The organism is Sulfitobacter sp. HI0040, from assembly GCF_001634885.1.
Classification (GTDB): Bacteria; Pseudomonadota; Alphaproteobacteria; order Rhodobacterales; family Rhodobacteraceae; genus Sulfitobacter.
This window is the reverse complement of record NZ_LWEX01000289.1, coordinates 21,938-34,464: the sequence shown is the minus strand read 5'-3', so window position 1 is coordinate 34,464 and position 12,527 is coordinate 21,938. Positions and strand designations below refer to the sequence as shown.

Sequence of the window (12,527 nt, the reverse complement as noted above, 5' to 3'; positions counted from 1 at the left end):
CAAATATTCGGATCCCGATACCGAGGTTACGATCCGGATCGAGCGCATCAAGGAAGAGGCGATCATCTTCGTCCAGAACACCGGCCCGGGCGTGCCTGAAAGTTTCCGGCAACGGATTTTCCAAGCGTTTTCGCAGGCGGATGGGTCCGATACCCGTTCCAAGGGGGGCACGGGGCTCGGTCTCAATATCACGCGGCAGATTGTGTGGCGGCAGGGAGGCAACGTCGGTTTCGAAAGCGTGCCCGGCGGGCTCACGGTCTTCTGGTTTACCTGTCCTATTTCCAAGGTCGATGCGCTGATCCCGAAGGCGGAGACGCCGGCATTGCGCAAGGTCGACACCGGCCCCATCCGCATCCTCCACGTGGAGGACGATCTCGACTTCGCGGAGGTCTTCCGCTCCGGCATAGGGGAGGCGGCCGACGTGGTGAGCGTGCCCAGCATCTCCGAGGCCCGCGCGGCACTGGCGGACGGTCAGTTCGACGTGCTGCTGCTGGATTGGTCCGTGCCCGACGGAAGTGCGAGCGAATTGCTCGATGCGGTGCGCGAGTCCAACAGCCGGGCAAAGATCATCGGCCTTTCCGCAGACAGTACGCCGGTCGAGGATCCGCGCATCGTTTGCAACCTCATCAAGTCGAGAACGGATATGGCGCAGCTGGTTCGCACGATCATGGACAAGGGAGCGAAAGGGCCGGTGAGCAACCTACGGGTGATCGGCAATTGAATCATCTTTCTGCCTTAATCTTGCCCATTTAGACTGCGACAACCGGTCAAGCATACAAAAAGATTTACTTGGTGCTTTGACTGGCGGAACGCCCGCAGGCGAGGACGACCTAATGAAACGACCTATTTTCTCGGCACATGATGCCAAAGTACTTATTTCAGGAAGCCTTTTGGCAACAGGATGGTATGCCACCGCAGACACCCTGCTGCCCCCCTCCCTCCTCGATATCGGACCCATCATGGGGGCCATTGCCATTTCCGGGCTCGTTCCGGTGCTTTTCGTCAAGAAAAACCTGAACGGCGGCAAATCCCGAACCTCCGAAATCGCTATGGCGGAACGCTTCGCGAACCTGAAATCCTCGACCCTCATCAACGTCGTGGATGCTGAAAACCGCATGACCGAAGTGAACGACGAAATGCTGGCCTTTACCGGGTATACCCGGGATCAACTGATCGGCCAGCCTGTCCGGATGCTCTATGGGCCAACGGGCTACCAGACCGCGGACACGATTCGCCGGGGTCTGGCCGAAGGCAAGATCTGGCAGGGGGACACCCCGCTCGTTTGTTCGGACGGTTCCGTTCGGGTCACGCAGACAACCGTGATGCCGCTCTTCGACGGGGAGGGGAACTGGTCCGGCTCGATCTCGGTCCGGAACGACCTGGCCAAGAATGAAGCGTTTCTTTCCGGCAAGATCAACTCCACTGCCTTGCATGAACTGCGCGACAGTATCTGGATGGTCGACGTGCAGACAGAGCACTTCCACTACATGAATCGTGCCGCGCTGGACTGGATGGGCCTTGGCGGCGGTTCATATGACCGGCTCTCGCTGGATGATATCCAGACCAAGATGGACATCTCTCCGCTCATCTCTGCTTACCACGCGGTGCGCGACAAGGGGCGGGAGGACGTGCAATGCAACCTCGTGCTCAAGGGCATGCAGTTCGAGGTCAGCGTCAAGCGCGTGGCCATCGACGATCAGAATGACCAGATCCTTTTCGTCTTCCAGGATATTTCGAACCGGGTCGAAAAGGAGCAGATGAAGGCTGAATTCGTCTCCACCGTCAGCCATGAGCTGCGCTCGCCCCTGACGTCGATCAAGGGCTCGATGGGGCTTTTGCTGTCCAACGCCGCGGGTGAGCTACCCGAAAAGGCGCGCGGCCTGCTGGAGATCGCGCATCGCAACGCGGAACGGTTGGTGCTGATCATCAATGACATTCTCGATCTGGAGAAGATCGTCGCCGGTGGAATGGAGTTCGAACGGGTCCCCACCGATCTGTCGGATCTGATCAACGAGGCGGTGCTGTCTTCTTCGATCAACAGCCAGCGGTTCGACGTGACCATCGAGACCGTAGGGACCGAAGAACCCGTAGAGGTGCACACGGACCCGAACCGTACCATCCAGGTCCTGACGAACCTGCTTTCAAACGCCTGCAAGTTCTCCCGCCCCAATGGGAAGATCATTGTTTCGCTTACACAGCAGCAGGGACGTCTGCGCGTCAGCGTCAAGGATCACGGGCAGGGGATTCCGGCCCGCGACAAGCACAAGATCTTTGAACGGTTCGCGGATATGACCAATTCGGATCGGGCCAGCAAGGGCGGTACCGGGCTTGGCCTGAGCATCTGCAAGGCGATCGTGGAGAACATGGGCGGAGACATCGGATTCGAAAGTCAGGAAGGCGTTGGAACGACCTTCTATTTCTGCCTCCCCACGGAGGAGGCTGTGGTATATCATACAGAGAACGCCCAGCCCGGTCTGCGGGACGCAGGTTGACCAAGGAAACGTCATGATCAAACTGTTACATGTCGAAGATGACGCGGATATCCGCGAAATCGCGAAGATGTCGCTCGAACTTACGGGCGATTTCGAGGTTGTGCAGTGCAACTCCGGTCAGGAGGCACTGGATACCGTGCCGAGCTTTACCCCGGATGTGATTCTGCTGGACATGATGATGCCCGGGATGACCGGCAAGGAAACGCTGGAGCATCTGCGCAAGATCGACGCACTGAAAGAGACGCCCGCGATCTTCATGACAGCGCGCGCCCAGAATGCCGACGTGGAAGAGTTCCGCGCAGTGGGCGCCGTTGAAGTGATTTGCAAACCCTTCGATCCCATGTCGCTTGCCGAACAGATCAAGACAGCGATGAACGCCTGAAGATTTCACACCCCGCAAAGAACGCCGCAGCCTTGTCGCTGCGGCGTGTTCGTTTGTGGACTTGTGGTCAGGTAGGGCCGCTTTGGCACTGTGCTGGTGGGCCGGTTGAAAGGCCCGCAGTATCGGTGGAGTTTCGTGATGGTGGGGGGCATCCTCGCGCCGGGCGGCAACCTTAGCTGTGCAGGGCGCAGCGAAGTGTGCATCGCGAAGCGCAGAGAATTTCAGCGAAATGAGGGAGAGAGGCGGAGGGCAGACCGATTGGCCAGTGTCTTGTTCAGCAACACACTTGGGGGCTGTCTGTCTTGTTCAGGTCCTGAAGGTTGCGGGCCCAAAAATAGCGCAGCCTTCAAAGGCTGACGCAGCAAAATGATCGGGGGTCAGGCGGCGTCGCTGATCAGCTCGGCGCAGTTGCGGACGAAACTGTCGATGTGAAAGACCAAATCCCCGGGGCAGGCGGTAATGCCGTTTTCCATATCCCTGAGGTGTTCGATGATCTGCGCTTCGCAGGCGCGGGCGGTGCTGCCCAGTTCGGCAAAGCCGATGGAGCCGGCGCTGCCCGCGATCTGATGCAGGATTGCCTGGGCGGCGGCCAGGTTCTCGTTGATTTGCTCAGGCGTTCCACCGTTCCACGCGTCCAGAGTATGCTGCGCGATACGGGCCTGACGGTCGGAAAGCATTTCGACGAAACGCGCGCGAATGCGCTCCAGACCCGGTAGGGCGTTAGCTGTCGTGGCTGTCATGCAGATTGTCCGTACAGAAAAAGATCACTCATCGAAGAATCGTAGCGGCGGGCGGTGTCTTCGGCGCTCGATTGAGCAACACCAAGAGAATCAAGAATTTGTTCGTTCGATTTCCAGACTAGCCGAATGGCCTTGCCCGCGCAAAGACGCGGTTGGATGCGCTGTCCATCGTTCGCGAAAAGCTCGGCCTGCGCCAGCGACAGGTTCACCTGCTCTGTCACGCTGGCCATTTCAGGGCGCCATCCCGCTTCGACGATGCAGACGAATGTACCGTTCCCCGCATAGGACATCAGGAACTGGTGCTCGGACAGCGTATCGGAGATGACTTCGGCCACATCGGAAATCATGCTGTGAAATTCGAACCCTGTCAGGGCTTCGTGAAATTCGTTGATCCGCCGGATCGACAGCGCAAAGACGGTGGAGCCGAATTGCGCGGACCGGGAAAGCTGGGCCACGTAGTTTTCCATCGCCACGCATTCGATGACATTGTCCACATCGTAGATGGAAATGGGTTCGTGCAGGGCGATCGTGGTCTCGGCAGGTGCACTTTGGGTCGCGAGTGCCTTGGTGGAGAAAATCTTGCGTGTACGCGATTTACGCGACATGACGATTTTCTGCATCGCGGTCAGCCGCGATTTCAGTTCAACAACCTCGAACGGTTTTGTCACATAGTCGGTGGCGCCAGCAGTAAAGGCAGCGTCGATATAGCGTTTTTCCGACATCGCGGTGAGCATGAGGATCGGCGCATCGGCGTAGCGCGCCGTGTCGCGGATGAGGCCCGCGAGTTCGACACCGTCCATCCCCGGCATCTGGATATCGAGCATGAAGCAGTCGAATTTGCCGCTTCCCTTTTCGGCAATGATTTCCAAGGCCTCGAACCCGGATTCGGCTGTCGTCAGAGTGTAACCGCCGAAGGCATCCACGAATTGGGCCAGCAGTTCCAGAATGATCGGGTCGTCGTCGACCGCCAGGATTTTCATCGATTCGTCCTCTTGTCATACCGCGGGTTTGGTACGCGTTCTTCCCAACAACTATACCGTGAATAGTGGCACAAGTTTGACGAAGTATGAAAAAGGGGCGAAGAAATGGCGGTGATTTCGCGATTCTCCCGCTAAAATTGCAATAAAAATCAACGGCATATGGGCGCCATTGAAACGTTTATGCTCATTTTGGGGCCAAACGGGCGAATGCCACAGGTCATCCGATACGAGGATCGGTATATCATGCCCCGGCGCCTCCCCGCCACCGGAGCATGACGTCCCGCACCCCTTTCAGGGGGGACTGCCCGGCGGGAGGAGACGCTCCCGCCGGGGTCGGTGTCAGGCTTTTTCGGAAGCCAACGCGCCGACGGTGACTTTCAGGGTCACTTCCTCGCCCTTCTGCAGGACGACCATCTCGGTCGCGGCGTCCGGTGCGGTTTCAGCGACGGCCCGGGTCAGATCACGCAGTTCCTCGATCTCGGTGCCGTTGAAGGACAGGATGATATCCCCCTTCTTGAGGCCTGCGGCCTCTGCGGGGCTGTCTTCGTTCACCATCTCCACCACGGCTCCCTTGGGCGCGTCGTAGCCGAGAACGGTCGCGACCTCGTCAGTCATCGGGCGGATTTGCACACCCAGCCAGCCGCGCTGGACCTCACCGTCGTCCGCCAGATCGGCAACGATGGTCTGGACCAGATCAGACGGCACGGCAAAGCCGATGCCCACGGAACCGCCGGCGGGAGAGATGATCGCCGTGTTGACGCCAATGACCTCGCCATCGTTGTTGAACAGCGGTCCGCCCGAATTGCCGCGGTTGATGGCCGCGTCGGTCTGGATGAAGTCATCGAAGGGGCCTGCGTTGATATTGCGCGACATTGCAGACACGATGCCCGATGTCACGGTGCCGCCAAGGCCGAAGGGGTTGCCGACCGCGACGACTTCATCGCCAACGCGCAGCGTTTCGGACGTACCGAAGGACACTTTCGGCAGTTCGACGTCAGCCTCGACCTTCAGCAGGGCGATATCCGTCATCGGGTCGCTGCCGATGACCTTGGCATCGAGCTTGCGGCCGTCAGCCAGCTTGACGGTGACGGTTTCCGCACCCGCCACCACGTGGTGGTTGGTGACGATCTGACCATCTTCGGAGATGATGAAGCCCGAACCGAGGCCCTGCTGGGGCATGGGCGCGCCGTTCTGGCCGGGAACCATCTGTTCGAACCGGCGGCGGAGCTCTTCGGGCATTCCTTCGGGGAGGGAGCCCTGAAAATCGGTCTCGCGCGCCTTTGCGGTCACCTCGATGAACACGACGGAGGGCGATACCGCCTCTACCAGATCGGCGTAGCCGCCTGCGGGCACGGCCATTGCCGTTGACGGCAGCGTCGTGAGGGCGGAGGTCGCGGCCAATGTCGCGGCAAGCGCCATCGCGGCCGCCCGCGGTGTTCGGGGAAGTGTTCTTGTCATTTGAATGCTCCTCGCATCTTGTAGTGATGCGCTCCAGATGACCTGCCGGGCTAACATTGCCCTTCTTCCGGTTATACAAATCTGTAAGGTTACGAATGGCCCGCGCTTTCCTATATGCAGAGCCGGACCGCAGGAAAGGGCAGGCATGAAGCTGCTGGTGATCGAGGATGATGCAACCACGGGCAATTACATCGCGCGGGGCCTGCGCGAAGAGGGGCATGTCGTTGATCTGGTCACCGATGGGCGGCAGGGCCTGATACAGGCCACCGGCAATACATATGACGTGCTGGTGGTCGACCGGATGTTGCCGGAGATCGACGGCCTGACATTGCTGAAAACCCTGCGCGGAACGGGCAACCTGACCCCGGCGCTTTTCCTTACCGCCATGGGCAGCGTCGAAGACCGCATCGGCGGGCTCAACGCGGGGGCGGACGACTACCTCGTGAAACCTTTCGCCTTCGGAGAGCTTTCCGCCCGTGTCGCGGCACTTGCACGCAGGCCGCAGGCGCTGGATCAGGAGACGGTGCTGCGGGTGGCGGATCTAGAAATGGACCTGCTGGCGCGCAAAGTGACCCGCGCCGGGCAGGAGATCGATCTGCTGCCGCGGGAATTCGCCTTGCTGGAGCATTTGCTGCGGCGCAAGGGGCGCGTACAGACGCGGACGATGCTGCTGGAATCGGTCTGGGACCTCAGCTTCGATCCGATGACCAATGTCGTAGAGACCCATATCAGTCGCCTCCGGTCCAAGATCGACCGGCCGTTTGATCGCGAACTGATCCAGACTGTGCGCGGTGCGGGCTACAGGATCGACGGATGAGCGGTCGGATGGCGCGGCTCTGGCGGTCTATGCCGCTGCGGCTTGCGCTGCTTCTGGTGATGCTGTTTTCCACCGTCAGCCTGCTCAGCCTCGCGGCCAGCTATGCGGTCACGCAGGCATCCTTCGAACAGGCGATCCGCGCCGATCTGGCACAGGACATGGCAGGCTTTCGCGCCGCACCCAGCGCGCGGGCGGTGGCCTTTCTGGTCGAAGCGGAATCCCGCGCCACCGACCCCAACCGTTCGATCCTCAGCTATGTGACGCCGGGCGGGGTGGTATATGGCAACGGGGCCATCGCACGGGATGACGAAGGCTATCACATCATCACGCTGCGCGACGCGCCGGGCGATTATGCCGGTGATTACCTCACGCTGACTGATACCCTGCATGGCGGGCTGCTTACGGTGGCACGCAGCCGCGCGGAGATCGAGGCGCTGCGGGCGGGCTTCGTCAATATCCTGTGGATCAGCCTCTTGCCGACGATCCTCATCGCGCTGTCGGGGGGCCTTGTCATCGCGCGGCGCTCGAAACGGGATGTGGAGGTGATCGGGCGAACACTGGACAGCCTGACCGCTGGGGACCTTTCCGCGCGTGCGCGGATCGATCCGCGCTGGTCCGATGACCTGCGCAGCATCGGGGGCAAGTTGAACCTGATGGCGGGGGCGCAGCAACATTCGGTGGAGGCCCTGCGCCAGGTTTCGTCCGACATCGCCCATGACCTGAAGACACCCATCCAGCGCGTCGCGGTGCATCTGGACGACCTCGAGCGCGTCGTTCCGCCCGAAGGCGAGACCCGGGAACTGGTGGAACGGGCGCAGGCCGAGGTGAACGGCATCGCCACGGTCTTTCAATCGCTTCTGCAGCTTGCACAGGTGGATAGCGGCTCCCCCCGGCAGAGGTTCGCGCCGGTCGATCTGAATACCCTCTGTGCCACCATGGCAGAGGTCTACGAACCAGCGGCACAGGCCGCCGGAAAGACCCTGACCCTGCATTTGCCTGACGAGGTCCTGAGCGTGGAGGGCGACCGCGCGCTTCTCGGGCAGGCCCTCGCCAACCTTATCGAGAACGGGCTGCGCCATACGCCCGAGGGCGCGCAGGTGGAGGTGACGCTGGAGCTTCAGCCCGAAGGCTCCGGCCCGGACCGGGCCACGGCCCCGCAGCTGGTGGTTGCCGATGACGGGCCGGGCATACCGGAGGCGGAACGCGACAAGGTGCTGCGGCGGCTCTACCGGCTCGACAGCAGCCGCAACACCCCCGGCAACGGTCTGGGGCTGGCGCTGGTCGACAGCATCGTGAAGTTGCACGGGGCAGAGCTTCGCCTGACGGACAATTCCCCCGGATTGCGGGCCGAGATACGTTTCTGATCCGCCGGTGCGGCGTTTTTTCTTATGTCTAACCCTGCAACATGGCCCATAGTGTCTGAAAACCGGTAAAGGGGTTCAACGATGCTGGATGGGTATACCGCGGAAACGCTCGCTCGGGTGCAGTTCGCCTTCACGGTTTCTTTCCACATCATCTTTCCCGCCTTCAGTATCGGATTGGCCAGCTACCTCGCGGTGCTCAACGCGCTCTGGCTGCGCACGCGGGACAGAACCTACGAGCTGCTCTTCGACTACTGGAAGAAAATCTTCGCCATCGCCTTTGGCATGGGCGTCGTTTCGGGCATCGTCATGTCCTATCAGTTCGGCACCAACTGGTCGGTCTTTTCGGACAAGGCGGGGCCGGTCGTCGGGCCGCTCATGGCCTACGAAGTCCTCTCGGCCTTCTTTCTGGAGGCAGGGTTCCTCGGCATCATGCTCTTTGGCCGCCAGCGGGTGGGGGACGGGTTGCATATGTTCGCGACCGGCATGGTCGCCTTCGGAACCCTGCTGTCGGCAACTTGGATCATTTCCGTCAATTCCTGGATGCAGACCCCGCAGGGCTACGGCATGAACGACGTGGGCCAGTTCATACCGCTGGACTGGTGGGCCATCGTCTTCAGCCCATCCTTCCCCTACCGGCTGACGCATATGGTGCTGGCCGCCTATCTGACCACTGCGCTGGTGGTGGGGGCCGTGGGGGCCTTGCATCTGCTGCGCGACCGGGCCGACCGACCGAGCCGAAAGATGTTCTCCATGGCGATGTGGATGCTGGCTGTCGTCACGCCGCTGCAAATCGCTGCCGGGGACTTCCACGGCATCAACACGCTTGAGCATCAGCCTGCCAAGGTCATGGCGATGGAGGGTCATTACGACAGCCACCCGGATGGCGCGCCGCTGATCCTTTTCGGTATTCCCAATTCGGAAGAAAAGCGGATCGATTACGCGGTGGAGATCCCGAAGCTGTCGTCGCTGATCCTGAAACATGATCTGGACGCACCCCTCGCCGGGCTGGATACGATCCCCGACGAGGACGAGCCGCCCGTGGGCATTGTCTTCTTCAGTTTCCGCATCATGGTGGGGCTTGGTTTCGCGATGCTTGGCCTTGGTCTCTGGGGGCTGTGGTCGCGCTGGCGGGGCACGTTCTACGAAAGCCGCTGGCTGCACCGCGCCGCGATCTTCATGGGACCGATGGGCTTCGTCGCCGTGCTTGCCGGATGGATCACGACGGAGGTGGGGCGCCAGCCCTTCACCGTCTACGGCATGCTGCGCACGGCCGACAGCCTCGCCCCGATTGCCGCGCCCGCGGTCGCCGCGTCGCTCGTGGCATTCGTGGTGGTCTACTTTTTCGTCTTCGGGGCGGGGACCTATTATATCCTGCGACTGATGCGCCATTCCATCGAACTGGAGGCGGAGGAAGGGCTCCGGCAGGAGCCGCCCACCCGAACGGCGGGCACGACGCCCGCGTCACAGTACCAGGCCCGGAAGGAGAAGCGCCATGCTGGGGCTTGAACTGTCGTTCATCTGGGCGGGCATCATTGCCTTCGCCGTGCTGGTTTACGTTATTCTCGATGGGTTCGATCTGGGGGTGGGCCTTCTGTTCCCGCTCACCAAGGACGAGAAGGAGCGCAACGTGATGATGAACTCCATCTCGCCCATCTGGGACGGGAACGAAACCTGGCTTGTTCTCGGGGGCGGGGGGCTCTTTGCCGTCTTCCCGCTCGCCTATGCCGTGGTGATGCCCGCGCTTTATATGCCGATCATCCTGATGCTTCTGGGGCTGGTGTTCCGCGGGGTCGCATTCGAGTACCGCTGGCGCACCGAACGGTGGAAACCCCTGTGGGACATGGGCTTTTTCGGCGGCTCCATCGTCGCGTCCATGTGTCAGGGCATCGCGCTGGGCGCATTGGTTCAGGGGATCGAGATCGAGAACCGCGCCTATGCGGGAGGTTGGTGGGACTGGCTCACACCATTCTCGCTTCTGACCGGCGTGGCCGTCACGGTGGGATATGCGATGCTCGGGGCCACATGGCTCAACATGAAGCTGGAAGGCCGCATCCAGCGCCATATGCGCAGATTGGCGTGGCCCTTCGCCGCGGCGACACTGATCTTCATGGGGCTGGTGAGCCTCTGGACGCCGTTTCAGGATCCTGAGTATTTCCGCCGTTGGTTCGCCTATCCCACGGCCATCTTCAGCTTCCTCGTGCCGGGCCTGGTACTACTGGCGGCCTATGGTCTGTTGCACGGTTTGCGGCGGCAGGCGGATGTTTTGCCGTTCCTCTGCGCGCTCTCACTCTTCGTGCTGGGCTTTGTGGGTCTTGGGATCAGCTTCTACCCCCATATCGTGCCCCCCGCCCTCACGATCGAGGATGCAGCAGCACCCGACAGTTCGCTTGCCTTTGCATTGGTCGGTACGCTGGTGCTGCTGCCGATGATCCTTGGCTATACCGCCTATGCCTATTGGGTGTTCCGCGGCAAGGTGGACCCGGAGGAAGGATACCACTGATGCGCTGGCTGATGCGTCTGGGCTGGTTCGCGGCGATCTGGATCGGCAGCGTCGCGCTCCTCGGCCTCGTAGCCTATGTCATCCGCAGCGTACTGGTGCCCTAGGCAACGGCCTGATCGGTCAATTCGTCATGCGCGCGGCGGTCGCTGTCGACCCCTTTCGCCAGAACCTCGCCGAATTCGTGGCTGACGGTGATCCCTTGGGCGAAGGGAAAAAGATGCATGACGAAGGGCAGACCCGCGCAGTAAAGCCCCCGCCACGTATCGTCAGGCCCCGATAGCCCAAAGGAGGGGGAGACCGGCAGCGGCGCCTCCGGGTCGGCCTGCAATTGTTCGAGCAGCGTGGGAAAGGGCAGGGCGGAGGCGGGTAGTGTGGACTGGCCGCGCGAGTCCACGAAATAGTCGAAACGCCGCTCTCCCCCTTCTTCGCGCAGCCGGGTCGGTTCCTTGCCCGTAGGCGGCAGAACCTCGCAGTCATCTTCAACCGAAACGACGGAAAGGCTCCCCGTTCTGGCGAGGGCGAGCAGGCGGCGAATGGTCTGGGGCGGAACTGCGGCGTAATTGTCGATGAAGACGGGGGCCAGATATGTCTTGAACCGCTGCCGTTCGTGTCCGGACATGCCCGGCAGCAGCGGGGCCAGCGTCTCATGCATCCGCAGGATGGCGTAGCGCCATGGCACCGTCGTACGCTTGTTCACGTTGCGCTCCACCTCTTCGAGGTTCGCCGCGGCGAGCGCGAACTGGTCCTTGCCCATTCGGGGCGCGAAATAGGCATCCGCGAAATGTTCGAGCGTCAGCGACGGCAGGTCGATCGCTGCGGCATATTCGGGGTCATTCGCGGTGATCTCTTCGCGCAGCAGATCGAACAGGTCTTCGGTGTCGTAGCCTTCGGGGCGCTGCTGTAGGGCCTCGATACGTTCGGGCGTCGCATATTCAAGCGGCAGATAGGGCAGGTCGCACCAGAAGTCGGCCTCCGGCAGCAGCCCCTTGCGGGACATGAGGGTGATGTGCAGGCCCTCCGCCTCCGGCCCCGGTACGTAGCGGCTGCCACCCTCTTCGAAGCGTCCATGGGCGCAGGCGATGGAAAGCGCCGCATCGATCCCGCTGAGCGAGGAGCCGAGGATACCGATATCCGTCGCCGGTATGGCGTGCAGTTTCACGCTGGGCCAGGGCGAGCCATAATAGCCATGCTCGGGATCGTCCTCCGGCCAGACATGGCCAGTGGCCAGCACGACGGATCGGGCCGAGAAGGAAAGCAACTCGCCCTCCTTCAGCGCGGTAACGGTGTAGCCGCCCGCGACACGGGCGACATCAACCACGGGGGCGCTGTTATATATGTGCAGCCGGTGGCCGCGTTCCTCCGCCAGATCGGCCAGACGCCCCAACTGGCTGCGCAGATAGGCGCCCAGCAGGATGCGCGGGAAGAAATGCCTTTCGTGAAGGTCATCCTCAGAGATGCCCAGATGCGACAGCACCGCATCCGGCAAGCCGGTGATCCAGTCCAGCAGGCTTTCGCAGATCGGGGGCACCTCGATACTGGCGATATTCGCAAGCAGGACGGAATCGGTCTCCTCCGGGCGGAAGGGCATGCCTGTACCGCTCATCTCCTCCCGCTCCAGCACGGTGATCGACAGCCCCGCGGGACGGTCCAGCAATGCGGCAATCGTATAGAGGCTGGTGGGGCCGGAACCGACGATAACGACTTCGAACATGAACTGATCCGGACCCTGTATATGCACAGCGCCATCTGCGGCGCGTGCTTCACGGTCAAACCGTGACGTGGCTGGACGGGTTC

General features: G+C 61.5%; 12 protein-coding genes. 8 read left to right on the top strand and 4 right to left on the bottom strand.

What is annotated here, in order from left to right; genetic code table 11:
• The 3 genes from A3728_RS13985 to A3728_RS13975 all read left to right on the top strand — a co-directional run.
• Window positions 1-721: ATP-binding protein (locus tag A3728_RS13985; RefSeq protein WP_150120808.1), on the top strand; the 721-nt coding region annotated here is incomplete at its 5' end.
• Between the two features lie 169 nt (window positions 722-890).
• Entirely contained in the window at window positions 891-2,492 is a 1,602-nt protein-coding gene (locus tag A3728_RS13980; RefSeq protein WP_161487185.1) for a PAS domain-containing sensor histidine kinase, read from the top strand.
• A gap of 13 nt (window positions 2,493-2,505) precedes the next feature.
• Window positions 2,506-2,874, top strand: a complete 369-nt coding sequence (locus A3728_RS13975) for a response regulator (RefSeq protein WP_067924883.1) — start codon at window positions 2,506-2,508, stop codon at window positions 2,872-2,874.
• A 377-nt stretch (window positions 2,875-3,251) separates the two neighbouring features.
• On the opposite strand, the gene A3728_RS13970 is transcribed toward A3728_RS13975, so the two are convergent.
• From A3728_RS13970 to A3728_RS13960, 3 genes are all read right to left on the bottom strand, one after another.
• On the bottom strand, window positions 3,252-3,614 hold the full coding sequence (locus tag A3728_RS13970; RefSeq protein WP_067924880.1) for an Hpt domain-containing protein: 363 nt from the start codon (window positions 3,612-3,614) through the stop codon (window positions 3,252-3,254).
• Complete coding sequence (locus A3728_RS13965) at window positions 3,611-4,594, bottom strand: response regulator (RefSeq protein WP_067924877.1); 984 nt, start codon at window positions 4,592-4,594, stop codon at window positions 3,611-3,613. Before A3728_RS13965 ends, A3728_RS13970 begins: the two co-directional genes overlap by 4 nt.
• Window positions 4,595-4,933: 339 nt before the next feature.
• Window positions 4,934-6,052 (bottom strand): Do family serine endopeptidase, encoded by a 1,119-nt coding sequence (locus A3728_RS13960; RefSeq protein WP_067924874.1) that lies wholly within the window; start codon window positions 6,050-6,052, stop codon window positions 4,934-4,936.
• A gap of 145 nt (window positions 6,053-6,197) precedes the next feature.
• Here A3728_RS13960 and A3728_RS13955 point away from each other — a divergent pair, with 145 nt between their 5' ends.
• The 5 genes from A3728_RS13955 to A3728_RS22810 all read left to right on the top strand — a co-directional run bounded on the left by A3728_RS13955 (window position 6,198) and on the right by A3728_RS22810 (window position 10,837).
• A complete protein-coding gene (locus A3728_RS13955) occupies window positions 6,198-6,869 on the top strand; it encodes a winged helix-turn-helix domain-containing protein (protein WP_067924871.1) in 672 nt (223 codons plus the stop codon).
• The gene (locus tag A3728_RS13950; RefSeq protein WP_067924868.1) at window positions 6,866-8,233 is read left to right on the top strand and encodes a sensor histidine kinase; all 1,368 of its coding nucleotides are present in this window, start codon (window positions 6,866-6,868) and stop codon (window positions 8,231-8,233) included. The genes A3728_RS13955 and A3728_RS13950 overlap by 4 nt, the downstream gene beginning before the upstream one ends.
• An 81-nt stretch (window positions 8,234-8,314) precedes the next feature.
• Entirely contained in the window at window positions 8,315-9,739 is a 1,425-nt protein-coding gene (locus A3728_RS13945) for a cytochrome ubiquinol oxidase subunit I (protein WP_067924865.1), read from the top strand.
• Window positions 9,726-10,733: a cytochrome d ubiquinol oxidase subunit II gene (cydB, locus tag A3728_RS13940; RefSeq protein ID WP_067924862.1), complete on the top strand. Its 1,008-nt coding sequence runs from the start codon at window positions 9,726-9,728 to the stop codon at window positions 10,731-10,733. Before A3728_RS13945 ends, cydB begins: the two co-directional genes overlap by 14 nt.
• On the top strand, window positions 10,733-10,837 hold the full coding sequence (locus tag A3728_RS22810; protein ID WP_082865972.1) for a DUF2474 family protein: 105 nt from the start codon (window positions 10,733-10,735) through the stop codon (window positions 10,835-10,837). Before cydB ends, A3728_RS22810 begins: the two co-directional genes overlap by 1 nt.
• Here the strand turns inward: A3728_RS22810 and A3728_RS13935 are convergent.
• The gene (locus A3728_RS13935) at window positions 10,834-12,444 is read right to left on the bottom strand and encodes an FAD/NAD(P)-binding protein (protein WP_067924860.1); all 1,611 of its coding nucleotides are present in this window, start codon (window positions 12,442-12,444) and stop codon (window positions 10,834-10,836) included. The genes A3728_RS22810 and A3728_RS13935 overlap by 4 nt on opposite strands.
• Window positions 12,445-12,527: the final 83 nt, after the last annotated feature.